Genomic DNA, 26,250 nt, shown 5'->3' with positions numbered 1-26,250 from the left:
CCGTCAGGAGTACGTGGGCAGTGGGACGGCGCCGCGCTGCACGAGCGCCGTCTTCCACAGGTGCATGGACAGGTAGGAGCGCCAGGGCGCCCAGCGTTCGGTGTCGGTGAGGTCGATGTCCGCGAGGACGGCGCCTTGGCGGACGACCAGGTCGGTGTCGAGCAGGATGTCGGGGTCGGCCAGGGAGCGCATGGTCACGTAGTCGGCGGTCCACGGGCCGACCCCGTCGAGGGCGAGCAGGTCGCGGCGCAGGTCGTCGGCGGTGCGGCCCGAATGCAGTACCAGTTCGCCGTCGGCGATCGCCCGCGCTGCCGACACGATCGCGGCGATCCGGCGAGCGGGCCCGGTCAACACCTCGGCACCGTGTTCGGCGATGGCCGCCGGCGTGGGGAACAGCAGCGGTACCGGCCCCTCGATCCGTTCACCGAGCGCCTCGACCAGGCGCGCGGTGTGGGTTGCCGCCGCTCGCACCGAGATCTGCTGCCCGATCATGGTGCGCAGCAAGAGTTCCGGTCCGTCGAGGCAACCCGGCACGCGGATGCCCGGTGTGAACGGGCTCGTGTCGCCGACGTTCGGCGTGATCCCCAATGCCTCGTCGATCCCCAGCGGATCGGCGTCGAGATCGAGCAGGTGTCGCACCCTGGCCACGGTCGGCGCCAGATCGCGCATATCCCGCAGGGCCAGCTCGGCCCGCACATGTCCCGGCCGGAAGGACAACCCGATGGTCGCGTGCCCGTGCGGCGTGCGCAGGCTGCGCGTGTACACCCCGTTCTCCCACAGCTCCATCCCCGGCACCGTGTGGGCGGACAGGAACCAGGCCAGCCAGCCGGTGTCGAGCGGTTCGCGATACGGCAGCCGCAATGTCAGCAGGCCGGGTGTGGCGGGCGCCTCCACGTCGTTGCGTGGTGAGCGGCGCGATTCGGTGCGCATCGTGGTCGGACTCACCGCGAACACCTCGCGCACGGTGTCGTTGAACTGGCGGATGCTGGCGAAGCCGGCCGCGAACGCGATATCCGACATGGGCATGTCGGTGGTCTGGATCAGCAGCCGTGCGGTGTGCGCGCGGTGCGCCCTGGCCAGCGCGAGCGGTCCCGCGCCGAGCTCGGTGGTGAGCACCCGGGTCAATTGCCGTTGTGAATAGCCCAGTGTTGCGGCGAGTTCGGGCACACCACCCCGCTCGATCACCCCGTCGCCGATCAGGCGCATGGCGCGGGCGGCCAGGTCGGCGCGCACGTTCCACAGCGGTGAACCGGGCGCGGCATCGGGCAGACAGCGCCTGCACGCCCGGTACCCCGCCTGCTGGGCCGCGGCGGCGGTGGGCAGGAACGACACATTGGTGCGCTTGGGCGTGATCGCCGGGCACGAGGGACGGCAGTAGATGCCGGTGGTGCGGACCGCGGTGAAGAACTGCCCGTCGAAACGGGAGTCGCGGGTCGACACCGCTCGGTAGCAGCGCTCGAAGTCCAAAGCCGTGATGGTCACGTTGTCCACAATGGCAGCGCGCCCGGTCCGGTGCTAGCGGAAATCGGCCACCTATTCAGCAGCAGCGGTTGGTGGGGTTCCGCTCGGCTTCGGCATAGCGTTCACGCCAGTAATCGCGTTCGGACGGGACCGGGCGGTCCGGGTGATTGCGGCGCAGATGGGCCACATACCGCTGGTAGTCCTGGCCGCCGTTGATCGCGCTGTACCACCGGGCCACCGAGCGGGCGCCCGTCCAGACGCGGTGCGCGAGGGCGCGGGCGGCCGATCCGATGGACCGCCCGCCCGCATCCCCGGCCGAACTCACGACACGTGCACCGATCCGGGCGCGGTCACCTTGCCCTCGGCGATGAGCACGTCCCACTCCTTCTGCACGTCCTTCTCCGCCTTCGTCGACACGAAACCGCTGGGGGAGAAGATCTTCGACGGCTGCTCCTCGGATTCGGAGCTGGTCACCTCACCGGTGCGGATCGCGCGCAGGCACACCAGCGCACCGACGACGGTCACGATGAGCACGAGCACCGCGAACACGATCGACAACGTGCCCTGGATGAAAGTGTTTCGGATCGCGATCTCCACCTGCTCCGGCGTCTTGGCCGTCAGACAGCCCTTGCCCGCGTCCTTGGCGGCCTGGCACAGGCTGTGCTGCTTCCAGTAACCGAGCTTGGGATCGGCGGAGAAGATCTTCTGCCAGGAGGCGGTCATCGTGACGACGAGGTCCCACACCAGCGGAATACCGGGGATCCATGCCCACTTCCACTGCCCGCGTTTGACGAGGATGGTGAGCACCACCGTCAGTGCGATCGCGGCCAGCAGCTGGTTGGCGATACCGAACAGCGGGTAGAGCGCGTTGATGCCGCCGAACGGATCGTTGACACCCATCAGCAGCACGCCACCCCAGCCGGCGACCACAAGCAGCGAACACACCCACGCGCCGACCCGCCACGACGGGTCACGGAACTTCTTGAAACCGCCGCCGAAGTTGCCCAGCGCGTCCGACACCAGGAACCGCGCGACACGAGTGCCCGCGTCGATGGTGGTGAGGATGAACAGCGCCTCGAACATGATCGCGAAGTGGTACCAGAACGCCTTCATCGATTCGCCGCCGAGGAACTTGTGGAAGACCTCGGAGATGCCGACCGCCAGCGTGGGGGCGCCGCCGGTGCGCGAGATGATCGTCTGCTCACCGACATCCGACGCCGCGTCGGCGAACAGCTCCGGCGTCGCGGGCGGACCGTCGAGACCGAGCTTGTTGGTGTAGGCGGCGGCCGTCTCCGGCGTGCCACCGGTGAGCGAGCCGGGCGCGTTCATGCCGAAGTACAGGTGCTGGTCGATGATCGAGGCCGTGATGATGGCCATCACCGCGACGAACGACTCCATCAGCATGCCGCCGTACCCGATCATCCGGGCATTCGATTCCTTGGCCAGCAGCTTCGGCGTGGTCCCCGAGGACACCAGCGCGTGGAAGCCCGACAGCGCACCACAGGCGATGGTGATGAACAGGAACGGGAACAGGCTGCCCGCGAACGCCGGACCGGTACCGCTGGAGGCGAATTCCGACACCGCGGGCGCCTTCAGCACCGGCATGGTGATGAGAATGCCCGCGGCGAGCAGCACGATCGTGCCGACCTTCATGAACGTCGACAGGTAGTCACGCGGCGCCAGCAGCAACCAGACCGGCAGCACCGAGGCGAAGAAGCCGTAGGCGATCAGGCACCAGGCGATGGTGGTGCGCGACAGGGTGAACCAGTCCGCGCCCCACTCGGTTTCCGACACCCAGCCACCGCCGACGATGGCGGCCAGCAGCAGCACGATGCCGATCGCGGACACCTCGCCGACCTTGCCCGGGCGCAGATAACGCAGGTACACACCCATGAACAGCGCGATCGGGATGGTCATCGCGATCGAGAACACGCCCCACGGGCTCTCGCCGAGGGCGTTCACCACGACCAGCGCGAGCACCGCGAGCAGGATCGTCATGATGGCCAGGATCGCGACGATCGCCGCGACGCCACCTACGGCGCCCAGCTCGTCGCGCGCCATCTGGCCGAGACTGCGACCACGCCTGCGCGTCGAGGCCCACAGCACCAGGTAGTCCTGCACCGCACCGGCGAACACCACACCGACGACGATCCAGATGGTGCCCGGCAGATAGCCCATCTGAGCTGCGAGAACCGGACCGACGAGGGGACCGGCGCCGGCGATGGCGGCGAAGTGGTGACCGTAGAGCACCCGCCGGTCCATCGGCATGAAGTCTTTGCCGTTGTCGTAGATCTCGGCCGGGGTGGCCACGTCGTCGCGCGGCTTGGTCACCTTCCATTCGATGAACCGGGCATAGAACCGGTACGCGATGATGTAGGTACACACCGCCGCGATCACGATCCACACCGCGTTCACGGATTCTCCGCGCGCTGTCGCGAGATAGGTCCACGCGCCGGCGCCGAGCACGCCGATCCCCGCGAACACAGCCTTCTTGGCGGGCGTGATCGGCGTGCGATCGACGACACCGACCGGAGGCAAGTCCGGTTCGGTCCGCAGATATTCGATGGTCGTCGCCATTGACTCAACTCCTGTACAACGCGCAGAGCCTCGGGTGAAGCATCGACAACGTAGCCGATGTGCTCTGCGCGCCGGACAGGATCACACACGGTCGCGCCCAAGATGAAATTTTGTTCAGGCAGTCATTCACCTGCGTAGGTGCCGAAGCTCCAGAGGTTGCCTTCGGGGTCTTGGGCGCTGAAGCCGCGGGAGCCGTAGTCCTCGTCGCGGAGTCCGCGGATGATGGTCGCTCCCGCGGCGGTGGCGCGGGTGTGCAGGGCGTCGGGGTTGTCGGTGACGAGGTAGATGTTGGCGACGCCGGGTGGTCGGGTGCAGAAGGGGGAGTCGTCGTCGCGGCCGGTGGAGCCGAACATGACGCCGCCGCCTTCGGGCCAGCGCAGTTCGCCGTGTTCGACGATCGACGGGTCGTCGTCGCGGGCGTAGACGGCGGTCGCCTCGAAACCGAAGGCGGTGGTGAGGAATTCGATCATGGCGCGGGCATCGGTGAAGGCCAGGCACGGCCAGATCGTGCTGCGGGTGTCGGTGGAAGTAGTCATGTCCTCAGCCTCGCGCTTCGGCCGCCCCCGGGTCTTGGACGGATGGAATCTCCTCGGCCAGCCATGCTGTCGGCGCCACACCCGCCAGTTCGGCGAAGTCGCGATTCAGGTGCGCCTGGTCGTAGTAGCCGCAGGTGGCCGCGATCTGGGCGATCGAGACATACGACGGCGTGTTGGCGAGCATGCGGCGGGCGCGTTCGAATCGGATGATCCGCGCGGCCAGTTTGGGGCTCGCACCGAATTCGGCGGTGAACTTGCGGGTGAGGTGTTGTCTGCTCCAGCCGATGCGTTCGGCGAGGGGGTTGATCGGGCAGGTGCCGCCCGTACCAACGAGAGTGCGCCATGCCCAGGTCAATTCGGCGCCGGGGACCGATTCGGTGCGGGCCGCCGCTGTGAGCGCCCGGTCGCAGGCGGCGAACCTGCTCGGCCAATCCTCGTGCGCGTGCACAGCATCGGCGAGCTGATCACCCAAAGACCTTCGCGCTTGCGAGCATTCGATCGTCACATCCCACATCTCGCTCGCGGGCATCCCGAACAGCACCCGACTGCCGAGCGGGGTGAGCTCGATGGCCACACCTTCCTGGAAACCGGTGTGCGCGATCATCGCCGGGGCGGCTTGTAGTCCGCTCAGGACACAGCGGTAGCTGCCGGGTGGTTGACGCCGATCGGTCTGCTCGACGACTTGGATCGGTGGGCCGGCGGCCACGATGAACGTCATGTGCCGCGAGGGCAGACCACGGTGCAACCCCGGTTCGTAGCCCGTCATGCGATAGCCCACGTACCGGTCGATGAACGCGGCCAGAACCGGCGCGGGGGCTGCGGTCACCACCTCCGTGGTCGCCTCCATAGTCGTCACGCTACGCCGAGGCCGAAGTGGCGGCCAGAACGATCGATATCGGCATCGCACCGATGGCGCCCGTGATCTCGAGTTCACCTCGGCGAGCCGCATCCGCCGCCGTGGCACGAGGACCTGCTAGGGCCGTGCGTCCACAGGCGGCGAAGCAGAATGTCGGACGTGGTGACCGCGGGGCCGGTCGACAGATGGTGCACTCGAATCAGCGGCGGCAAAGGTGGGATGCGAGGCGCCTGCGGTTCGCCTCGCGGAGTGTGTTGTTGAGCACGCGTCTGAGTGCTCTGGGTGGGGTAACCGAATCGAGAAGGTGCTCTCCGTGTCTCGGCGTGTGCGGTGAGATATCGCACTCGGTGATTCCGGGCGTGTGGAAACACGAGGTCAGCCGGTTAATCTTGCGCCTTCGTCCAATTCTGTAGGAGGTGTCATGCGGCGGGTTCAGTACGAGCGCAGCAGTGGTCCGGAGGTGCTCGAGGTCGTCGCGGCCGAGGTGCCGGTGCCCGGTGCCGGTGAGCTGCTGGTCCGGGTGGAGGCGATCGGGGTCACCCTGTCGGCGATCCGGCGGATCAGCGTGGCGCAGCCGTTGCGGGCCGAAGTGGCCGGTGAGGTCGTCGCCGTCGGTGACGGGGTCGACGGGTACAGCGCCGGTTATCGCGTGGTCGGTGTCTGTGACGCCGATGCCTACGCCGAATACGTGCTGCTCTCGGTCGACCAGGCCTCCGCGATTCCCGACGGCGCGTCCGCCGTCGACGCCGTCGCCCTGATGCGCAGCGGGCTCGTCGCCCTCGGCGCACTCGACACCGTCGCCCCGCGCGAAGGCGAGACCGCACTGGTCACCGCCGCCGCGGGTGGTGTCGGCCACCTCGCGGTGCAGCTGGCCCGCGTGCGCGGCGCGAGCTGGGTGGTCGCCGCGGTCTCCGACGAGAGCAAAGCCGGCTTCGTCCGTGAACTCGGCGCCGACGAGGTGTACACCTACGATCAGCTGCACTGCGGCAAGCAGGCCGACTACGCCCTCGACGGTGTCGGCGGCAGCGACCTCGGCAACACCCTCACCGGCCTCGCCGAGGGCGGCCGCGCCGTCACCTACGGCAGCAGCGGCGCGATCGACACCGAAGACCTGCTCGCGGGCGGCAAAACCCTCACCGGTTTCCGCATCGGCCGCCTCGCCCAGCGCGACCCCGCCCGCTACGAAGACCTGCGCCAGGAGGTCTGGCAGCACGACGCGTCCGGCCTGCTGCACCCCGTCGTGCACGCCGAGTTCGCCCTCGACGACGCGGCCGCCGCCCACGCCGTCATCGAGCAGCGCACCAACCTGGGCAAGGTCGTCCTCGTTCCCTGAGCTGGTCGCTGTTCCGCCTCCCCGCGACTCCGGCCTGATTCAGGTGCGTGGAGATTGTCCGGGCGAGTCAAGGTCTGCCGGGGCGGGGTCGCGGCGTAGGGGCAGACCCGTAGACTCTGATCCTTGTGAGCCTCACCCTCGGAATCGTCGGCCTGCCCAATGTCGGAAAGTCGACCCTGTTCAACGCGCTGACCAAGAACGACGTGCTGGCCGCGAACTACCCGTTCGCGACCATCGAACCCAACGTCGGCGTGGTCCCGTTGCCGGACAAGCGGCTCGACAAGCTTGCCGAGATCTTCGGCTCCGAGCGGATCGTGCCCGCCGTCGTGTCGTTCGTCGACATCGCGGGCATCGTGAAGGGCGCCTCCGAAGGCGCGGGCCTGGGCAACAAGTTCCTCGCCAACATCCGTGAGGCCGACGCCATCTGCCAAGTGGTCCGCGTATTCGCCGACGACGACGTGATCCACGTCGACGGCCGGGTCGACGCCGCCGCCGACATCGAGGTCATCGAGACCGAGCTCATCCTCGCCGACCTGCAGACCCTCGAGAAGGCCATCCCGCGCCTCGAGAAGGAAGCCCGCGTCAAGAAGGACCGCAAGCCCCTGCTCGACGCCGCCAAGGTGGCCGAGGGATTCCTCAACGAGGGCACCACCCTGTTCGCGGCGGGCAAGAAGATCGACGCCGAGCTGCTCCGTGAGCTGTCGCTGCTCACCATCAAGCCCTTCCTCTACGTCTTCAACGCCGACGAATCCGTCCTCACCGACGAGGCCAAGGTCGCCGAACTGAAGGCCGCCGTCGCCCCCGCCGACGCCGTCTTCCTCGACGCCAAGGTCGAAGCCGAACTCCTCGAACTCGACGACGAATCCGCCCTCGAGCTCCTCGAATCCATCGGCCAGACCGAACCCGGCCTGCACGCTCTCGCCCGCGCCGGCTTCCACACCCTCGGCCTGCAGACCTACCTCACCGCAGGCCCCAAGGAAGCCCGAGCCTGGACCATCCACCAGGGCGACACGGCCCCCAAGGCCGCAGGCGTCATCCACACCGACTTCGAACGCGGCTTCATCAAAGCCGAAATCGTCGCCTTCGACGACCTGGTCGAAGCAGGCTCCATGGCCGCCGCCAAAGCCGCAGGCAAGGTCCGCATGGAAGGCAAGGACTACATCATGGCCGACGGCGACGTCGTCGAGTTCCGTCACGGAGGTGCATCAGGCAGCGGCGGCAAGAAGTAGCGGCTTCGGCCGACGACCCGACGTCGGTACCCATTTCGCACTGGTTGAATCGAAGACGATCGCAGGCGATCGCGGCGGAGACGAAAGAGAACAACGTGAGTATTCAGAGCGTCGCACCACATGGCGGCTTCGCCATCGTCCCACCGGGCAAGGTCCTCGACTTCATCGATGGCGTCACGCTCCGTCAGGACACCCCGGAGGAGTACGTCCGCCAGGAGATCTTGAAGTCCCTCGTTCGCGAGTACGGGTATGACAAGGCCGACATCAGAGTCGAGTTCCCGATCAAGTTTGGCAGCCGCCGGGTGCGCGTCGACATCGTCGTCTTCCCGCCTGGTCTGAGGGCTAGCGAGCAGACCCAGTCGGCCGCGTGGCTCATCATCGAGTGCAAGAACGCCAAGGTGAAGCCATCCATGAAGAAGGATGGCGTCGAGCAGATGCTGAGCTACATGGCCGCCTGCCCGAACGTCGAAGTCGGCATGTGGACCAACGGCGAGGACATGGCGAGCTTCGCGTTCGAGGTCGACGCCTCCGGCAAGCGGGTCGAAGTCGAGATCCCTGACATCCCGCACAGCGGGGACACGACCGAGGCCGGCACCCCTCGGTTCGATCAGCTGCGCCCCGCCGCGTCAGATTCGCTGCTGTTCGCGTTCCGCCGCGCGCACAGCTACATCGCCGGCAACCAGGGCATGCAGAAGCCGGAGGCATTCTGGGAGCTGCTGAAGCTCATCTTCTGCAAGATCCAGGACGAGCGCGACTCGGCGTCCCCTCAGTTCTACGCGACTCCGAAGGAGCGCCAGAACATGACGGGTCTGATGCGGTGCGCGAGCCGTATCGGGAAGCTCTTCGAGGCCGTCACGAAGCAGTACCCGCAGATCTTCAAGGCGTCCGAGCAGATCGAGCTCGAGCCCAAGGTACTGGCTTACATCGTCACGCAGCTCCAGATGTTCTCGCTCCTCGAATCGGACGTCGACGTCAAGGGCAAGGCCTATGAGGAAATCGTCGGCTCGAACCTTCGCGGAGACCGCGGCGAGTTCTTCACGCCGCGCAACGTCTGCAACATGATGGTCGACATGCTCGATCCGGGCGACAAGGACCTCATCCTGGACCCGGCCTGCGGCACGGGCGGGTTCCTGATCGCGGCCATGAACCACGTCCTCGCGTCCGTCAAGCAGCAGGTGCGGGAGTCGGGCCGCAGCAAGCAGCTCCAGGACGAGACGCTCCGGGACCGCAAGAAGTACTTCCTCGAGAACAACCTGGTCGGGCTGGACTTCAACCCGAACCTCGTGCGCGCGACCAAGATGAACATGGTCATGAACAACGACGGGTCCGGCGGGCTGTTCCAGGCGAACTCGCTCGACAACCCCACCAAATGGACCGAAGACCTGCGGCAGCGGGATCTCATCGGCTCGGTCGACGTGATCCTGACGAACCCGCCGTTCGGGTCGAAGATCCCGATTGATGACCCCACGATCCTCGAGCAGTTCGATCTCGGCCACCACTGGGAGTACGACGACGAGCACGACGTCTGGATGAAGACCACCAAGACCAGCTCACGCCCGCCGGAGATCCTCTTCATCGAGCGCTGCATCCAGTTCCTGAAGCCGGGAACCGGACGCGCCGCGGTGGTGCTCCCGGACGGCATCCTCGGGAGCCCTGGCCTTGGATTCGTGCGGCAGTGGATCCTGACTTACGCCACCGTCCTCGCGTCGGTCGACCTGCATCCCGACACGTTCCAGCCGGGCACCAGCGTGCAGACCTCGGTGCTTGTGCTGCAGCGGAAGACCGAGCGGCAAGTGCGTGAGGAGATCGCCGCCGGCCGCATCAACGACTACGACATCTTCATGGCGATCTGCGACCACATCGGCCACGACAAGCGCGGCAACGCGATCTTCATGCGCGACGACCAGGGCTTCGAGATCGTTCAGGAGACCAAGGACGCGGTGACGACCGCGGTCGACGGCGACGGTGAGGAGAAGACTCACCTCGCCAAGGAGCGAGTGGTCGACGACAACACTCAGCAGATCGCGGAGGAGTTCAGGGCATGGCTCAGAACGCTGTGAAGATCTCGACACCGGCTCTCGTTGGCGAGGACCTCGCCCCGGAGGTCCTGTGGGCACCTGTTAGTTCGCGCGTACTCAGGCATGGCAGTCGTCGTCTTGAAGCATCCACATTTCTGACGGACGGATACGGGCTCAGGCAGGGGCTCGAGGTGTTGTCGTCGACCGTTTCGATGTCGCTGATGGCGCACGTATGGCAGCCGAATCGCTTGAAGGGATACCAGGTCGAGGACGGGAAGGGCTTACCCTTTCTCTCCGCTGGACAGGTGTTCGAGGGACAGCCGCGTGTGCGCAAGTGGCTCGCCACCGCGATGGTTCCGCGTCCCGAGAGCCGCTATCTCGAATCCGGCTGGATCATGATGTCCTGCTCAGGCGAAGTCGGCCGAGTGACAGCCGTTTACGATGAGCATCTCGACAAGGTAATCACTCACGATCTGCTGCGCGTGGTGCCTCTCGATCGAGCCGACTACGGCTGGCTCTACGCTTATATGAAAACCCCGACGTTCTTCGCGATCGCGCGAAGCTCGCAGTACGGCCACATGATCAAGCACTTGGAGCCTGGGCATGTGCTCGACATGCCCGTAGCGATGCCCGAGGCGAACGTCAGAGAACGAATCAGCGCAAAGGCGACCGAGGCTCTGCGGCTGCGACAGTCCTCTCGTCGACTCCAGGCGGAAGCGGACACTGCGTACGCGCGTCTCGTCAACCCGCAGCAGATTCCATTGGAAACATCGTTCTCGACTCGAGTGAGTGCGTCGTCGCTGACCTCGGGAAGACGCCGTTTCGAGGGCCAGTTCTATCGCTCCGATGTGCTGCACGTGGAGCAACTCGTCAAGGCTGCTGCTGTCTGCGTCCAGCCGCTGGCAGACGTGGTCGAGTCCGTCACGATGTCGCCGAGATTCAAGCGGTACTTCGGACCGAAAGGCACGACGTACAGGTCGGCGGGCGAGTTGTTCGACGTCAACCCGGCTGTGACCAAGCGCATATACGCCGGGCTTCTCGACAATGCCGAGGTGTACATGCTTCGCCCAGGGGAGATGATCATGGCTCGCTCCGGGCAGACGTACGGCCTTCTGGGTAGGACGATGGTTCTCAACGAGAACCACGCCGGGTCCTTCGGCAGCGAAGACCTGATCCGCATCGTCCCAGACCAGGCCAAAGCCAGAACTGGGTACCTCCAGACAGTGCTCAACCACGTGGAATACGGTCGGCCCCGCGTGGTTCGCTTTGCCTCCGGTACTTCGGTGCCGCACCTCGATCCGCCGGACATTCGCGAAGTATTGATACCGCGCTTCGATTCGACTCAGGAAGAGGCCATAGCCGATCTCAGCGATGAAGCCACGCGGCTCGGTGCCCATGCTGACCGTCTGGAGACTGAAGCCGTTCAGGCGGCCGAGAACGCCGTCTCCGCCCTGACTGGTCGGCACGGCTCGCTTCGCCCGCTTCACGCCGATGCGTGACTGCACGATGTGGGAGGGGCGTCATGACCGAACACGAATCCGACGCGACACGGACGTGGGGTGCGCTCGCCAACAGCCAGCGACATCCGAAAAAGTCGCACTACTCGCCATCCAGTATCTCGCATTGTCGGGTGAGGCATCCGTGCGGGGTTGCGGTTGTGCAAGAGGTCGCATGGCAGAAGCCGGAGGTTACCGTACGTGTGGAGTCGGCTGGCCGCGGGGATATCACCGTAGAGGTCGGTCCTGAGGACGATCCCGTTTCTCTTGCGGGGAAGATCAAGTCCGCAATCGAGCAGTGCGATTCCGTCAGCCCAGGGTAGTGGAGTTTCGGTTCAACCTCTCAATTCTCGGGCTTGATCTGCGCAAACGCTCGTTTATGAGTAGAACCGACGGCCTCTGATGTTCCCCCACGGCTTGGCGTCGAGTTCCGCTTCAACGTCTAGCGTCGGGCCCACCATGGTGGGGATCGGTTCACCCTCGGGGGAGCGGGCTCAGCACTCGGGGCACTGATGATCGGGGCCGCGGCGGCGCAGAGTTGATGGTGTCACTGACGTGGACCGGAGGCTCGGATGTCGAACATCAGCTTGATCAGCAGCTCGGTGGAGCGGTGTGGGACGGTGTCGGCCGGGGACGGTGTGGGGCTCGCGGTTCACGAGTACGGGCGGCCCGGTGCCGAGTTGACGATCGTGCTGGTGCACGGGCATTGCCTGCGCAGCGAGTCGTGGACCGATGTCCGGGATGCGCTGGTGCGCGAGCACCCGCGGGCTCGCGTCGTGTGCTACGACCACCGGGGGCACGGTGATTCCGGTGTGGCGCCGCGGCACACCTACAACCTCGAACAGCTCGGTGACGACCTCCACGACGTGCTCGAAGCCGTCGCCCCGACCGGCCCTGTGGTGCTGGTCGGCCATTCGATGGGCGGGATGACCGTGCTGACCTACGTGAGCCGGTATCGCGAGGAGATCGGCACGCGGATCGTCGGTGTGGGGCTCATCGCGACCGCGGCGCGCGGACTGGCCGACGCCGGTTTCGGCCGTCTCCTGCGCAACCCGCTCATCGCGGTGTTCCAGGCCTCGGTTCGGCGCGCACCGCGACTCATGCAGCGGGCGAAACTGCTGGCCTGCAAGGTTTTCGCACCGGTCGTGCGGGCCGCGGAATTCGGTGACCGAACGGTCGACCCGCGCGTGCTCACCCTGGCTCGAGCCATGCACAACGCGACCCCGATCGTGACGATGGCGAGTTTCCTCGGCGCCTTCAAGGCCTTCGACCGCACCGACGCGCTCGCCGTCCTGTCGGGTATCCCGACGTTCGTGCTGTGCGGATCCGCCGACCTGATGACCCCGCCGTCGCATTCGATCGCGATGGCCGCCGCCGTCGACTACTCGGATCTGGTGCTGATCGACGGTGCGGGGCACTCGGTGATCCTCGAGCAACCCGGCCAGGTAGCCGCCGCGATCGGCAGACTGGCCGCTCGCGCGTTCGACGCTGAAAGTGCCCTGTTCGCGTCGGCCGCATAGTGCTCGCCCGCCGCCGCGCGAACCAGTTCAGTCCGCCGTTCCACCTCGTCTACCACGGCGAGCGCGAGGTCCGGTGCGACGATGCGGGAGGCCCCGGTCTCGTCGGTGAACAATGTGGTGGTGCCGCGTCGATAGCGGCCGGTGCCCTCGCCGGGTTCGAGGAGAGCAGGCGGGCTGAGATAGACCCACCCCGCGTAGGGGTGCTGCAGGCAGCGCGTGAACTGGTCGAGGCTGGCGCGCGCGATCGTCTGCCACTCGGCCAATACGAAGGTGTGATCATCGATCAGGAGCCGGTCGGGGTGGTTCGGTGAACGCAATCGCGCCGCGCCGCCGGCCGCCGCGACCGGTCTGGTCTGCGGTGAACTGACCATCGGCGTGATCCCGGGCCCAACGTGCTCCCCGTCCCCGGAACCACGACCATCCGGCATCTTGAGGAGAACCTCACCGCACTCGATCTGAACCTGACCGCCGACGAACCGGCACCGCTGTCCGCCCGGGCAACAGCAGCGGTGTAGCCGTGGAATTCCGGTTCGACATCCAGCGTTGCCAGGGCTGTGGAACGCTTACCTCGTTATCGCTTGCTGACCGGCCCGGACGACTCGACTTTCTGTCAGCGAGTCAGTGACGCGCTGGATCTGGGCTACGAGCTCTACGGTGGGCCGGCCGCCACGTTCAACGGTGAGCGGGTGATCGTGGCTCAGGCCATTCTGTGGACCAGGGACGAGCCGACGCCGGCCGCGTAGTCATAGCATTCTGGACGAATCAGCCCACCGCACCGCCGGGCGGAACCGCCGGGACGATCGTCTTCACCGGGAGTTTGACCCGGGTCGAGCCCTGCCAGTACCCGACCGTCGCCTGTCCGGTGCCGGGATCGAGGAAGGTGCAGTTCACGTTGCCGTAGGCGGTGCTGCCCGCAGGGGCTGAGGTTTGGAAGGAGTCGCTGACCCAGCGGCCCTGATAGTTGGGTGAGCCGCCGATCGCCGTGTAGTCGAATTCGCGGTAGGTGCCGCTGGTATCGGCGCTGTTCTCGACGGACATGTCGCAGGCGGCGGTCCGGCCGGCGGGGATGTAGACCTGCCAGCTGAGGGTGACGGTGCCGGAGACGGGGCTGGTGATGTTTCCGTCGACGCCGTTAGTGGCGTGCGCGGTGGGGGCGAGGGCTGTCAGGGCGGCAAAGCCGGAGATGAACAGGGTTGTCGTCGCGAAACTCTTGATCGGCATCGGGGCTCCTACGGGGTGGATTGTGCGTAGATCAATCCAACGTCGTAGGAGCGATCGGAGATACGGACCCGAGGGTGGTCGGCGCTGTACACGGGGGTCCGCGTTCACCACCTAGGTGTGACCGCCAGGGCTCCATAGGGGCGCGAGGTGTCGGAAGCAGGTGGGGTGAGGCGGTCGAGTTCGGCGAACCCTGCCGCGGACAGGGCTGCGGCGAAGGTGTCGACGGGCCAGCGGTAGGCGGTTGTCACCTTGTGTGGAAACGGTTCGACAGCGGTTTCATCGGTGAAGAAGCCGACGACGAGCCGACCCCCGGGGCGAAGAATTCGCCGGAGTTCCGCCAGCACGCCAGGGATTTCGTGCGGCGGCAGATGGATGAGGGAAAACCACGAGAGCAAGCCGGCAACGGATTCGTCCGGCGCGTCCACGGCGCGGATCGAGCCGACCTCGAACGGAATCCCGGGGTAGGTCGCGCGGGCGTGCTCGATGAATTCGGGGACCATGTCGAGGCCCTCGGCCGCGATACCGGCTTCGGTGAGGATGTGTGTGAAATGCCCCGGCCCGCAGCCGAGGTCGAGGACGGGGCCCTCGGTGAGGTGGCGGAGGACGAAAGCGGAGTCCTCGGGATCGACGGCGGCGGGAAAGCCGCAGACCTCGATGTAAAGCTCGTGCAAGTCGCTGTAGGCCGCGCGGACGGTGTCATCAACCACGATGCGACCGTACCAACGCGAAACAGGGCGGTCGGTCTGTTGTTCGTTTGTGCGGAGGGGGACAGGGTAAGGCGGGAAGCGAGGAACCGACAAGCCAGACGAAGGGACCCGACCATGCCGATCAGGCCTGTCCGCCGCATTGCCCGCACGCTGCTGGGGACGACGTTCATCGCCACCGGAGTGAACGGTTTGATGAATCCGAAGCCGCGTGCCGAGGCGGCCGCCGCCCTTGCCGACAAGGGGCGCGACAGCCTGCCCGACGCGCTGGCCGCCAAGGTCCCCGACGACCCCGGCAAGATGGTGCAGATCAACGCGATGGTGCAGGTGGCCGGTGGTCTGCTGCTGGCGAGCGGTCGCGCACCCCGGCCCGCCGCCTTCCTGCTCGCCGCGACCGTCGTCCCGGGCACCGTCACCGAACAGGACTTCTGGTCCGAATCCGACCCCGATCGCAAGGCGGTGAAGCGGGCGGGGTTCCTGAAGGACCTCGGCCTGCTCGGCGGCCTGATGATCGCGGCGGCCGACACCGAGGGCAAGCCGTCGCTGGGCTGGCGGGGTCGCCGTGCCGCCCACAAGCTGATGGATCGCAGCCCTGGCCTGGCCGAGCAGGTGCGCGACGAAGGAGTGGTTGTCCTCGACGCCGCCAAGACGCGCGGGTCGCAGCTTGCCGAGGTCGCCAAGGAACGCGGCCCCCAGCTGGCGGAGCTGGCTCGCGCCCGCAGCGAGCAATTGGCCGAGCTGGCCAGGGAACGTGGCCCGCAGATCGCCGAAGCCGCCCGCGAACGTGGTGCGCACCTCGCGGAGGTCGCCCGCGACCGGGGGCCGGAGGTGGCCGACGAGGCGCGCGGTCGAAGCTCGCACCTGGTCGAGATCGCCAGAGAGCGCGGGGCGCAGTTGGCCGAGGTCGCCAGGGAACGGGCCGAGATCGCGCGCGAACGTGGCGCGGAGGCGGCCGAAGTAGCCCGGGAACGTGGCGCGGAGGCGGCCGAAGTCGCCCGGGAACGTGGCGCGCGGGCGGCCGAGGTCGCGCGTGAGCGTGGCGAGGAAGCCAAGGTTCGCGGCAAGCGCGCCGCCAAGCTCGCGCGCAAAGAGGCCAAGATCCGCGGTAAGTACGCCGCCGAGGTTGCCCGTGAACGCGGTGAAGAAGCCAAGATCCGTGGCAAGCACGCCGCCGAACTGGCCCGCGAACGCGGTTCGGAGCTGACCAACGGCAAGCGCCGCCCGCTTCCCTCCGCAGCCGCCGACCTCGCCGACCTCGTCGAAAAGACCACCGCCACAACGGCATCCGCCGTCCGCGAGCGCTCCGCCCGCCGTTAGAATCCGGCGAAGGCCGTAGCGGCGACGGCTGGCTGCCGCTCGACTACCGCACCGCAGCACCCAACCGCCGCACCGCCCCGAGCCGGTGCGGCGGTTGTGTGTTGCCAGCTGTTGGAGACCGAACCCGCGTGGCAGTTGGTTGCCCCCGATCCGACCGCCTTGCCGCCGTGAACCTTTGGGACAACGCACAACGATCTGCCCCGATATCCGTGGTCTGTCGGACCGGTCCCGCATGGCGGACCATGGAACTCGCGCGGGAGATCGGGTAATCCCGGCGAATCGGGTTTGATGCCGCGCTCAGGTGTGAATACTGGGCTTTCGCAGTTGTTTCGGAGAGTGGGATTCATCAGATGTTGTCCGGTCGTGAAACGTCCAAGCCGTATGCCGTTCGAGTCGCGTTGGTCGCGGCGGCGGTGACGATCGGGGTGCTCGGTTCGGCGGGCCAGGCGGCCGCGCTACCGGGCTCGGGTTCGGCGAGCGGGTCGGCCGATCTGGCGACCGGGTCGGCCACCGGTTCGGCGAACCTGGCGACGGGTTCGGCGGCGGGCTCCTCGGATACCGGTGCCGCGGGTGGCTACTTCGCCTGGCAGTCGTCGCAGTTCCTGAACAACACCCTGCGGTTCCTGCTGTCGCTGCCGCAGGGAAACCTCCGGTAGGCCACCTACTTCCAGGCCTTTTCCCAGCGCTCGGCGGCCCAGTCGCGCACATCGGGGCTCACCAGGATCGCGGGTAGCAGCAGGGCGAAACCGATCACGAGCACCGCGAGCCGCACCCACACGCTGAGTTCGGCGAGCGCGCGCAACAACGCGGGCAGCACGCACAGTGCCGCGAGGACGACCAGGATGATCGCGGCGAGGTTGCGGCCGGGGCCGGCGATCAACGCCGCGCAGGTACCGAAGCACAATCCGAGTACCAGCCCGACGACGCCGACGAAGTAGTTGTCCCAGGCCAACCAGCCTGGGCGCGCTGTCCGTTGCGTGGCCACGGCCGCAGCTTAACTCGAGCAGCTACTGGTTTGCGGCGTCTCGGACGGAGCCGTCGAGAAGCGGGCAGAAGGTGACGAGCGACCATTCCCGCCGGGGCACGATCGAGTCGTGCACCTGCATGGTCATCGCTACGGCGGCGCCGGTCTCGGGGTGCCGGAACCGCTGCACGGGCCGGTCGAGGTGGGAGGGCACGTCGGGCTCGGTGGTCCAGAACCGTTCCCATTCCTCGGCGACCGCGCAGGCCGCGAAGAGCCGGTCGATCCGCTCCTTGGGCACGACGCCGGGACTCATCACCCGGAATCCGTAGACGCACAGGTGAACCTGCTTGTCCCAGTCGAGCATCACCTCGCGTGAACGCGGGTCGAGCAGCATCCATTCCAGCAGCGTGGTGCTGGTGTCGAGGCCGGGAAAGTACCGATTCCAGGCCGAATTCGTGGCGACCACATCGTAGGTCGTGTACATCTGCAGGCTGGCTGGATACGAGATCGAGTTGAGCAGCACGAGATCGGCGGTGGGGATGTCGCTCGGGATGTCGGCCGCCGGGCTGCCGTAGCGGTCGGCCAGCGACAGCGACACCAGGTGATCGCGGAAAAGGGCCGGCACGTCGAGCGCGTCGAACAGTGCGGTGAGCGCCTCGAGGGTCGGTGTGCGCGAACCCTGTTCGATCTTCTGGATCAGGGCGGGGGAGATGCCCGCCCGCGCGCTGAGTGCGACGCGGGTGAGGCCTGCCGCCTCGCGACGTTCGCGCAGGTACCTGGCGATCGCCAGGTGCGGGTCTTCCACGTCCGGTCCTCTTTCCTGCGGTGGGACAAACTGGGACAGTCGTCTAGCTTGACCGACCGTACGGCGTTCGCGAAAATTCTTACAGCCGGGCGGGGCAGCGCCGGGCTGTCCATCAGTAGTTCCGGAGCGGAACGGTCGCCGGAGGGGACGGCACGCGTGGTTGTCGCGCGCGCCGAGAGCGCCGTCGCCTGTCGAGGCGTCGATACCCGGGTGGCGCAGGGGTCCACCCGGTGATCACGACCCGCGTCCGCTCCGGGACCGCGCTGCGAGATTCTTCCGTATACCGGGAACCGCCGGCCCTCGCGATTCGTCTAATGAAGCAGAGACCGATGAAAGCGGGGGGCGATGACGCAGCTGCAGACCGGGCGGACCGGGCGCGGTTCCAGATGGATCCTAGGTATTTCCGGGGTGCTCGCGGCCACGGCGGTGCTGGTCGCCGGGCTGGTGTGGTGGCAGCACGACTGGGGTGAGCCGTTCCCGGCCCTCGACAGCGAACACCTCGACGAACAGCAGATCGCGCTGGTCGACGTGTTGCGCCGCGAATACGAGAAGCCAGGTGACGGACCGAAGTACGCCGAGGGCGTGAAAGAGGCGTGGTGCGCCGACTTCGTCAGTTGGACCATGCGCGAAGCGGGCAGGCCACTGAGCAACCCGAACTCCGGCTCCTGGCGCATCCCCGGGGTGTACACGCTGCAGGAGTACTACGAGACCGTCGGCCGCTTCACCCGGCCCGACGTGGGTTACCGGCCGCGCACCGGCGACGTGGTGCTGTACGGCCCCGACAGCCCGCTCGGTCAACACACCAACATCGTGTTGAAGGCCGAGGGTGACGCGATCACCACCATCGGCGGCAACGAGATGGGCACCATCCGGATCCGTACCATCAAGGTGAGCGAAACGCCCGACCTCGTGGGGTACGGACGATTCTGAAAGTTACTGTCGCGCAAGGTAACCGACCCCACCGGCGCGGCACGACCGGGCCGGTGCACGTACGATGGTTCACGCGGCGCCCGGCAGCGCCGCAGCCGACCCCTCCGTCCTGCTTCCCCCTCATCGGCAGGACGGGGGAGTTGCGCCGACACCTGGCCGCGCACACCGATCCCGTACCGTGTTCGATGTGCGTGTGAAGGTGACCGGAGAAGCACGTCGTGACCCGAAGCGGATCGAGTACGCCGATTTCGGCGAGCGATTCGTCAGGTACGCGGTGACCGAGGACCGGATCGCCGCCGCCGTCGCGGGCATGACCGGGCGTGGTGTGCAGATCGGTCCGTTCTCCCTCGGCCCGGCGGGATTGGCAGGCTTCGCCGCCGAAGGCACCCTCGGTACCCCGGTGGTCACCCGCAATCCTGGCGACGCGCTCACCTTCGGCGTGAAGGTGCCCCTGAAACTCGCTGTGAACCTGATTCTCGGTGGCCGCAAACTCGGCGTGGCCGCCCTCGTCGAGATCGCCCTCACCCTGCACGCCCGCACCGCCGCACCACTGCTCCTCGTCATGGACGTCGGCACGGTGACGGCCAAGGACGTGAGTTTCACCCTGCGTGCCGAGGCCATCGACACCGCCTGGGAAATGCTGCTCGACCCCATCGCGGGCCTCGTTCAGCGCGAGGTCGCGGGCCGGGTGAACGCCATCATCAGCGATCCCAAGGCCCGAGCCGAGCGGGTGTTCGACATCGAGGCGATCCTCGACGGCTACCGCTCCCCGCACCGCAACGACACCGTGTTCGACTGGATCGACCACCGCGAATTCGGTCTGCGCTTCTTCACCCAGATCGTCACCCGCGACCGCGTGCACAGCGTGGTCGCCCAGATGGCGGGCGGGGAGATCGCGATCGGACCGCTGTCGGAGGGCCCGCGCGGCGCGGCGACGGTGACCGTGCGTGGCGCGATCGAGCAGCCGCGGGTGGTCGAGCGCGGCGCGGCCGTGCCCGGCGAGCTGCGGGTGTTCGACATGACCCTGCCGGTCGGCCTCGACATCACCGTCGACGTGCTCAAGGCCAACCACTACCGCGCCGACCTCGAGATCCCCCTCGTCCTCACGGCGCGCGCCGCCGAACCGCTGCAGATCGTGATCGAGGTGCCGCCGCCCGCCATCGAGGACATCTCGATGGAATTCACCGCGAAGGGTTTGCGCGCCGCGACGCTCGCTCGGCTGGCAGGCATCAAGAAACAGGTGATGGCCCAGGTCGTCGCCGTGGTGAGTACCGAGCTCGCCGACCCGTCGGGCCGGACCATCGACGTCGGCGCCGCCATCGACGGCGCGACCTGAGCTGTGACCGATGGTGCTGCTGTGATTACTGGGTCTAGCGGTGCCGGTGTGAGCTGTGGTGAAATGAGTCGCACGTTCTAGGCTCCCGGCGCGTACGGGGTTGACGCGCCGGGCTCGCTTGCCGGTTGTGGTCGGGTTGCGCGAAGGAGTCCTGTCATGCGTTCTGTTCCGGTCACCCGGCGTGAGTTCTTCGGATTCGCCGCCGCCGCGACAACTCTCGGCCTCGGACTGGCTGCCACGCCTGCCGCGGCCCAGTCCTACGGCACCCTCGTCGACTATGCCGCGGGCGTCCCCTCGGCCGCGGCGATCAAGGCCGCGGGCCACATCGGTGTGATCCGCTACGTCTCCGACCGCAGGCCGGGTGCGGAATGGATGGAAGGCAAACCGCTGCTGCCCGGTGAAGTGGAAGACCTGTGGGCGCACGGGTTGTCGATCGTGTCGAACTACCAGTTCGGCAAGGGCCCGACAGCCGATTGGCGCGGTGGCCTCGAAGCGGGCAAGCAACATGCCGAACGCGGCTGGGAACTGCACACGGCCGCAGGCGGCCCGGACACCGCCCCGATCTACGCCTCGATCGACGACAACCCCTCCGAGCAGGAGTTCGACGAGATGATCGCGCCCTACATCGAGGGCTGGCAGTCGGTGCTCGGCCCCGAGCTGGTCGGCATCTACGCCAACACACCGACCATCGACCGCGCCCTCGCCGCGGGTCTCGGTTCCTGGTTCTGGCAGCACAATTGGGGCACCCCGAGAGGTTTCGTGCACGACAACGCCCATCTGCACCAGTTCGAGATCGACAAGCGCGCCATCGACGGCGTCGGTGTCGACGTGAACACCGTGCTGGCCTCGGACTACGGCCAGTGGTGACCCCCTGAAACAACTCGAGCCCGGCGCCGTTCGTGAGAACGAGCCGGGCTCGAGTGCTGCTTTGCCTAGACGGTGAAGAAACCGAGGGTCGGCATGAAGTTGCAGGTGCGCGGGGCGGCGCCCTCGGCGGCGGTGGTCAGCGACCCGGAGATCACCGCGACCACCCGGCCGTGACCGGTGTTCGCGATGGTCGACAGCGTGGCGGGCCCACCGGGGTTGATCTTCGCCTCGTCGGTGAGCGTCTGCACGCCCGACTGACGGGTGTCGAGGTTGAGCCACTGCACCGTCATCGGCGGGTTCTGTTCGGCTGTCGGCGCCTTGGTGCCGAGCGCGGTGAACACGAAACCGGCCTGCCCGGCGGCGGGGCCGGGCGGGGGCAGCTGCGCCGGACCGGGGACCGCGAGCGCGGTGCCGACCGAGTCGGCGCCGTCACCGATGCACGCCTTGCCGATGGTCGGGTACAGGAACTGCGCGATGACCGGGCCGTTCTCGGGGATGTCGGGTCCGCCGCCGCCGCTGCCGTCGAGGAAGGTGATGATCCGCTCCAGCGTCGCCTTGATGGCGGGCGGCAGATTCATGGTCGCCAGCAGCATCCGCGCCTGATCGAGCAGGGCGGTCTGCGGGCTCGCGACATCGGCGGGACCGGCGATCAGGCCGGTCACAGCGGGCGCGAAAGCGGCGAGCGCGTCGACCGGGACGCCCTCGGGCACCATCGGCACGCTGACCGGGGCCGCCTGCGCGGCGGGCGCGGCCGTTGTCGACGCGGGCACGGCGAGCATGGCGCCTGCCGCGAGGGCGAGAGCGGTCGTTGCGATCCGCGATGCTCGGCTACGAAGCACTTGTCCAGCCGTCCTTACCTCGGTGTTGCGATGGGCGAGGGTTGTCGGTCCCCATGACGGGGTCACTCTAAGGACAACGCTGCCGTGTTGTACAGCCGCCGGGCCCGTGAAGGCATCCCGGCCGAAAATACTCTGCATCGAAGTTAGCCCTGCAAGGTGTTACCCGTGGGGACGTTGATGCAACTGTGACCAGCAGTGTCGCGCAGCGAAAACTGGATCCCTGGTTTTCGGCCCGCCTCGATTCTGGAGCGACGGAGCGAAGGAGCGAAGCGACTGAGCGGAGGAGTGAAGAATCGAGGCCCGCCAGGGCCGAAAACCCGCGGCGCCAGCCGCCAAACTATTGTGATCTGGCACCGCGTACGCGCCATTTCATACGACCGAAAGCACGGCCTTGAACCGACACCTCCGATGGGCTCTCGCGCTGCTCGGACTGTCCGTGCTCGCCCGGCTGGCCTGGATGCTGTTCGCGCCCAACGGGCTCAACGTCGTCGACCTGCACGTGTACGTCGACGGTTCGGCCTCGCTGCTCACCGATCGTCTCTACGACTTCACCTACGCGGAGAAGACACCCGACTTCCCGCTGCCGTTCACGTATCCGCCGTTCGCCGCGCTGGTCTTCTTCCCCCTGCACTACCTGCCGTTCCCGGTGGTCGCGGTCGGCTGGATGCTGGCGACCGTCGCCGCGCTCTACGGCGTGATCGCGATCAGCTTCGAACTGCTGCTCGGTAAGGAGACGGCGCGGGAGACGAAGTGGGTCACCGCCGCGGTCGGCTGGACCGCGCTCGGTGTGTGGCTCGAGCCGGTGCGCACCACCATCGATTACGGCCAGGTGAATGTGTTCCTGGTGTTCGGCGCGATGCTCGCGGTGCGCAGCTCGCGGTGGTGGGTCTCCGGTGGGCTCGTCGGTGTGATCGCGGGGATCAAATTGACGCCTGCGATCACCGGCCTCTATTTCGTTGCGCGGCGTCGGTGGGCGACGGTGGTGTGGTCGGCGGCGGCATTCGGCCTGACGGTCGCTGTGAGTTTTCTCATCAATGCGCACGAGGCGAAGCGCTATTTCGGCACGCTCCTCGGTGACGCCGACCGGATCGGCCCGGTGGGTTCGGTGTGGAATCAGTCGTTGCGTGGCGCGTTGAGCCGCATCCTCGGCTACGACGTGGGTTCGGGTCCGTGGTGGATCGCGGGCGTGCTCGTCACCGCCGTGCTGGCGTTCCTGGCGTGGCGTACTCTCGGCCCCGACGACCGGCTCGGCACCCTGGTGCTCGTGCAGCTGTTCGGCCTGATGATCTCGCCGATCTCCTGGTCCCACCACTGGGTGTGGTTGATCCCAACTGTGTTGTGGCTGCTCTACGGCCCGCTGAAGGCCGAGCGGATGGCGCGCGTGCTCGCGGGCTTCTGGGTGCTGACGATGCTGGTCGGCGTGCCGTGGGTGCTGTCGTTCGCGCAGCCGACGATCTGGGAGATCCCGCGTCCGTGGGTGCTGGCCTGGCTCGGCGCGGTGGATGTGATCGGGGTGTTCGTGCTGCTCGGCTGGCTGGTGTGGCACGGGCGCGACACACTCGCCGCGCAGGTGCGTGGCCGTCGTGCGGTGGAGGTTCGGGCGGGCTGACTCAGCCCGCGACGATGTCGTCGATCACGTGCGCCATCGCCGTGTCCTGCCCGGTGAGCCCACCCGCCGAATGCGTGCTGAGCGTGAAACGAATTGTGCGCCAACGGATATCGATGTCGGGATGATGATCGGCCTGCTCGGCGGCGGCGGCGACCTTGCGGACGAGTTCGATGCCGTCGAGGAAACTCGGGGCTTTCACCGTCCGGGTGATGGAGTCGCCTTCGCGCGACCAGTCCGGCAGCGTGGCCAGGGCGATGGTGATCTCGGGGTCGGAGAGCAGCGAATTACCCATAACTGCAGTTCTACGCCTCATCCGGGCAGGGCGCATCGCCCGTCGTCGGATGCTCAGGCGGCGCGCGCCTGTTTCAGGGCCTTTTTGAGATGTTTACCGCTCAGACCGGCGGCTTCGGCCTTCTTCATACGCATGATGACGACGGGGCATTTGAAGCAGCGCGTCTTCTTCCGGCAGCACTTTTTCTTCGGCTTGAGGCTGGAAACCTTCTTCGCCTTTACCTTGCCCACGCGGGTTAGCTTACCCTAAGTACAAAGGCTGACACGTGCCCGCCACTTCGGTACCGGTAGTCTGGAACAGGCCGCGAGCAAGATTCATGCGTGCCAAATACATCAACAGCAGGAGGATCCAGGCGTGTCGTCTACACGCGATTTCCGCAACGTCGCCATCGTGGCCCACGTCGACCACGGCAAGACGACCCTGGTCGACGCCATGCTTCGTCAGTCGGGCGCGTTCGCTGAGCGAGCCGAACTGGTCGACCGAGTCATGGACTCCGGTGACCTCGAGCGCGAGAAGGGCATCACCATTCTCGCGAAGAACACCGCCGTCCACCGGCACCATCCCGACGGTTCCGTCACCGTCATCAATGTCATCGATACCCCCGGCCACGCCGACTTCGGTGGTGAGGTCGAACGCGGCCTCTCCATGGTCGACGGTGTCGTCCTGCTCGTCGACGCGTCCGAGGGTCCGCTCCCGCAGACCCGTTTCGTGCTGCGCAAGGCGCTCGCGGCCAAGCTGCCGGTGATCCTGGTCGTCAACAAGACCGACCGCCCCGACGCCCGCATCGCCGAGGTCGTCGAGGAGTCGCACGATCTGCTGCTCGACCTGGCCTCGGATCTCGACGACGAGGCCGCCGAAGCCGCCGAGCTCGCGCTCGACCTGCCGGTGCTCTACGCCTCGGGTCGTGAGGGCAAGGCGTCCAAGGAGCAGCCGGAGAACGGTCAGGCGCCCGCCGCCGAGAACCTCGACGCGCTGTTCGACGTGCTCATGGAGTACATCCCGGCGCCCAAGGGCGACCCGGAAGGCCCGCTGCAGGCCCACGTCACCAACCTCGACGCTTCGGCCTTCCTCGGCCGTCTCGCGCTGGTTCGTATCTTCAGCGGTGAGCTGCGCAAGGGCCAGAACGTGGCCTGGATCAACGCCGACGGCGTGAAGACCGTCAAGATCACCGAGCTGCTGCAGACCGTCGGTGTGGAGCGTCTGCCCGGTGAGGTCGCCGTGGCCGGTGACATCGTCGCCATCGCGGGCATCTCCGACATCATGATCGGCGACACCCTCGCCGACGTGGAGAACCCGGTCGCGCTGCCGCGCATCTCGGTCGACGAGCCGGCCATCTCGGTGGTCATCGGCACCAACACCTCGCCGTTGGTCGGCCGGGTGCAGGGCCACAAGCTCACCGCCCGCATGGTGAAGGCGCGCCTGGATCAGGAACTGATCGGCAACGTGTCGCTGCGCGTGCTCGACATCGGCCGCCCCGACGCCTGGGAGGTGCAGGGCCGTGGTGAGCTGGCGCTGGCCATCCTGGTCGAGCAGATGCGCCGCGAGGGCTTCGAGCTCACCGTCGGCAAGCCGCAGGTGGTCACCAAGCAGGTCGACGGCAAGGTGCACGAGCCGTTCGAAGAGCTGACCATCGACTGCCCCGACGAGTACCTGGGTGCCATCACCCAGCTGCTGGCCGCCCGCAAGGGCAAGATGGTGCAGATGAGCAACCACGCCGCCGGCTGGGTGCGCATGGAGTTCATCGTCCCGTCGCGTGGCCTGATCGGCTTCCGCACCGTGTTCCTCACCGAGACCCGCGGCACCGGCATCGCCAACGCCGTGTCCCACGGGTACGCGCCGTGGGCCGGTGAGATCCGCGCCCGCCACACCGGTTCGCTGGTGTCGGACCGCGCGGGCTCGGTCACTCCGTTCGCGATGATCCAGCTGGCCGACCGTGGTCAGTTCTTCGTCGAGCCGGGCGCGGAGACCTACGAGGGCCACGTGGTCGGCATCAACCCGCGTGCCGAGGATCTCGATATCAATGTGACCCGCGAGAAGAAGCTGACCAACATGCGCAGCGCGACCGCGGACACCTTCGAGACCATGGCCAAGCCCCTGCAGCTCGATCTCGAGCTGGCGATGGAGTTCTGTGCCGGCGACGAGTGCGTCGAGGTCACCCCCGAGGTGGTCCGCGTGCGCAAGGTCGTGCTCGGTGCCAACGAGCGGGCGCGTGACCTGTCGCGTCGCAAGGCCCGCGACAAGGCCGCCGCAGGAACATAAGCGGCTGGCGCCGCGGGGCGGTTGGACGGTACTCGGTACCGTCCAACCGCCTTTTCCGTGCTCGAATCCCGGGGCGCCCGC

Annotated in this window: 25 protein-coding genes; 13 read left to right on the top strand and 12 right to left on the bottom strand. The window is 67.2% G+C overall.

What is annotated here, in order from left to right:
* Positions 1–3 precede the first annotated feature (3 nt).
* The 5 genes from NCO8_RS08130 to NCO8_RS08110 form a co-directional block, all read right to left on the bottom strand.
* The gene (locus NCO8_RS08130; RefSeq protein ID WP_067637786.1) at positions 4–1,491 is read right to left on the bottom strand and encodes an AlkA N-terminal domain-containing protein; all 1,488 of its coding nucleotides are present in this window, start codon (positions 1,489–1,491) and stop codon (positions 4–6) included.
* 46 nt (positions 1,492–1,537) lie between these two features.
* Positions 1,538–1,786, bottom strand: coding sequence for a YbdD/YjiX family protein (locus NCO8_RS08125; protein WP_084456758.1), 249 nt, complete (start codon positions 1,784–1,786; stop codon positions 1,538–1,540).
* Complete coding sequence (locus NCO8_RS08120) at positions 1,783–4,038, bottom strand: carbon starvation CstA family protein (protein WP_067637785.1); 2,256 nt, start codon at positions 4,036–4,038, stop codon at positions 1,783–1,785. The genes NCO8_RS08125 and NCO8_RS08120 overlap by 4 nt, the downstream gene beginning before the upstream one ends.
* 122 nt (positions 4,039–4,160) lie before the next feature.
* Complete coding sequence (locus NCO8_RS08115) at positions 4,161–4,574, bottom strand: VOC family protein (RefSeq protein WP_067637783.1); 414 nt, start codon at positions 4,572–4,574, stop codon at positions 4,161–4,163.
* Between the two features lie 4 nt (positions 4,575–4,578).
* Positions 4,579–5,421 (bottom strand): helix-turn-helix domain-containing protein, encoded by an 843-nt coding sequence (locus tag NCO8_RS08110; protein ID WP_067637781.1) that lies wholly within the window; start codon positions 5,419–5,421, stop codon positions 4,579–4,581.
* A gap of 430 nt (positions 5,422–5,851) precedes the next feature.
* Between NCO8_RS08110 and NCO8_RS08105 the strand changes: the two genes are divergently transcribed.
* From NCO8_RS08105 to NCO8_RS08075, 6 genes are all read left to right on the top strand, one after another.
* Complete coding sequence (locus tag NCO8_RS08105) at positions 5,852–6,763, top strand: quinone oxidoreductase family protein (protein WP_067637779.1); 912 nt, start codon at positions 5,852–5,854, stop codon at positions 6,761–6,763.
* 125 nt (positions 6,764–6,888) lie between these two features.
* Positions 6,889–7,992 (top strand): redox-regulated ATPase YchF, encoded by a 1,104-nt coding sequence (ychF, locus tag NCO8_RS08100; protein ID WP_067637777.1) that lies wholly within the window; start codon positions 6,889–6,891, stop codon positions 7,990–7,992.
* Positions 7,993–8,087: 95 nt separating this feature from the next.
* A complete protein-coding gene (locus NCO8_RS08095) occupies positions 8,088–10,052 on the top strand; it encodes a type I restriction-modification system subunit M (RefSeq protein ID WP_067637775.1) in 1,965 nt (654 codons plus the stop codon).
* Positions 10,034–11,509, top strand: coding sequence for a restriction endonuclease subunit S domain-containing protein (locus tag NCO8_RS08090; RefSeq protein ID WP_067637773.1), 1,476 nt, complete (start codon positions 10,034–10,036; stop codon positions 11,507–11,509). Before NCO8_RS08095 ends, NCO8_RS08090 begins: the two co-directional genes overlap by 19 nt.
* A gap of 569 nt (positions 11,510–12,078) precedes the next feature.
* Positions 12,079–13,026 (top strand): alpha/beta fold hydrolase, encoded by a 948-nt coding sequence (locus tag NCO8_RS08085; RefSeq protein ID WP_067637771.1) that lies wholly within the window; start codon positions 12,079–12,081, stop codon positions 13,024–13,026.
* Positions 13,027–13,580: 554 nt separating this feature from the next.
* Positions 13,581–13,769, top strand: a complete 189-nt coding sequence (locus tag NCO8_RS08075) for a DUF1737 domain-containing protein (protein ID WP_067637768.1) — start codon at positions 13,581–13,583, stop codon at positions 13,767–13,769.
* 19 nt (positions 13,770–13,788) lie between these two features.
* Here the strand turns inward: NCO8_RS08075 and NCO8_RS08070 are convergent, their stop codons facing one another.
* Positions 13,789–14,247, bottom strand: coding sequence for a hypothetical protein (locus NCO8_RS08070; protein ID WP_067637766.1), 459 nt, complete (start codon positions 14,245–14,247; stop codon positions 13,789–13,791).
* 104 nt (positions 14,248–14,351) lie between these two features.
* Positions 14,352–14,954, bottom strand: coding sequence for a class I SAM-dependent methyltransferase (locus tag NCO8_RS08065; protein ID WP_167353257.1), 603 nt, complete (start codon positions 14,952–14,954; stop codon positions 14,352–14,354).
* A gap of 114 nt (positions 14,955–15,068) precedes the next feature.
* Here NCO8_RS08065 and NCO8_RS08060 point away from each other — a divergent pair, with 114 nt between their 5' ends.
* Together NCO8_RS08060 and NCO8_RS08055 are read left to right on the top strand one after the other, a co-directional pair.
* Complete coding sequence (locus NCO8_RS08060) at positions 15,069–16,268, top strand: DoxX family protein (protein WP_084456756.1); 1,200 nt, start codon at positions 15,069–15,071, stop codon at positions 16,266–16,268.
* A gap of 350 nt (positions 16,269–16,618) precedes the next feature.
* On the top strand, positions 16,619–16,924 hold the full coding sequence (locus NCO8_RS08055; RefSeq protein ID WP_067485716.1) for a hypothetical protein: 306 nt from the start codon (positions 16,619–16,621) through the stop codon (positions 16,922–16,924).
* Positions 16,925–16,929: 5 nt separating this feature from the next.
* Here NCO8_RS08055 and NCO8_RS08050 read toward each other — a convergent pair whose 3' ends face one another.
* A complete protein-coding gene (locus NCO8_RS08050) occupies positions 16,930–17,253 on the bottom strand; it encodes a hypothetical protein (protein WP_157104831.1) in 324 nt (107 codons plus the stop codon).
* 22 nt (positions 17,254–17,275) lie between these two features.
* Entirely contained in the window at positions 17,276–18,037 is a 762-nt protein-coding gene (locus NCO8_RS08045) for a helix-turn-helix domain-containing protein (RefSeq protein ID WP_067637763.1), read from the bottom strand.
* A gap of 345 nt (positions 18,038–18,382) precedes the next feature.
* On the opposite strand from NCO8_RS08045, the gene NCO8_RS08040 reads away from it, so the two are divergent.
* From NCO8_RS08040 to NCO8_RS08030, 3 genes are all read left to right on the top strand, one after another.
* The gene (locus tag NCO8_RS08040) at positions 18,383–18,967 is read left to right on the top strand and encodes a CHAP domain-containing protein (protein ID WP_067637761.1); all 585 of its coding nucleotides are present in this window, start codon (positions 18,383–18,385) and stop codon (positions 18,965–18,967) included.
* Between the two features lie 187 nt (positions 18,968–19,154).
* The gene (locus NCO8_RS08035; protein ID WP_245655276.1) at positions 19,155–20,303 is read left to right on the top strand and encodes a hypothetical protein; all 1,149 of its coding nucleotides are present in this window, start codon (positions 19,155–19,157) and stop codon (positions 20,301–20,303) included.
* Between the two features lie 156 nt (positions 20,304–20,459).
* On the top strand, positions 20,460–21,170 hold the full coding sequence (locus NCO8_RS08030; RefSeq protein ID WP_067637759.1) for a DUF1906 domain-containing protein: 711 nt from the start codon (positions 20,460–20,462) through the stop codon (positions 21,168–21,170).
* A gap of 65 nt (positions 21,171–21,235) precedes the next feature.
* Here the strand turns inward: NCO8_RS08030 and NCO8_RS08025 are convergent, their stop codons facing one another.
* Positions 21,236–22,009, bottom strand: a complete 774-nt coding sequence (locus NCO8_RS08025; protein WP_067637757.1) for an Rv1157c family protein — start codon at positions 22,007–22,009, stop codon at positions 21,236–21,238.
* A gap of 391 nt (positions 22,010–22,400) precedes the next feature.
* Here NCO8_RS08025 and NCO8_RS08020 point away from each other — a divergent pair, with 391 nt between their 5' ends.
* The gene (locus NCO8_RS08020) at positions 22,401–23,618 is read left to right on the top strand and encodes a mannosyltransferase (RefSeq protein WP_067637755.1); all 1,218 of its coding nucleotides are present in this window, start codon (positions 22,401–22,403) and stop codon (positions 23,616–23,618) included.
* Between the two features lies 1 nt (position 23,619).
* On the opposite strand, the gene NCO8_RS08015 is transcribed toward NCO8_RS08020, so the two are convergent.
* Positions 23,620–23,910, bottom strand: a complete 291-nt coding sequence (locus NCO8_RS08015; RefSeq protein WP_067637754.1) for a 4a-hydroxytetrahydrobiopterin dehydratase — start codon at positions 23,908–23,910, stop codon at positions 23,620–23,622.
* Positions 23,911–23,963: 53 nt separating this feature from the next.
* Positions 23,964–24,140, bottom strand: coding sequence for a hypothetical protein (locus tag NCO8_RS31780; RefSeq protein WP_167353256.1), 177 nt, complete (start codon positions 24,138–24,140; stop codon positions 23,964–23,966).
* 124 nt (positions 24,141–24,264) lie between these two features.
* Between NCO8_RS31780 and typA the strand changes: the two genes are divergently transcribed.
* Positions 24,265–26,169, top strand: coding sequence for a translational GTPase TypA (typA, locus tag NCO8_RS08010; RefSeq protein WP_067637752.1), 1,905 nt, complete (start codon positions 24,265–24,267; stop codon positions 26,167–26,169).
* The last annotated feature ends 81 nt before the right edge of the window (positions 26,170–26,250 follow it).

Source organism: Nocardia coubleae NBRC 108252 (genome assembly GCF_001612805.1).
Taxonomy (GTDB): domain Bacteria; phylum Actinomycetota; class Actinomycetes; order Mycobacteriales; family Mycobacteriaceae; genus Nocardia; species Nocardia coubleae.
This window is presented reverse-complemented; position numbering and strand designations above follow the sequence as displayed.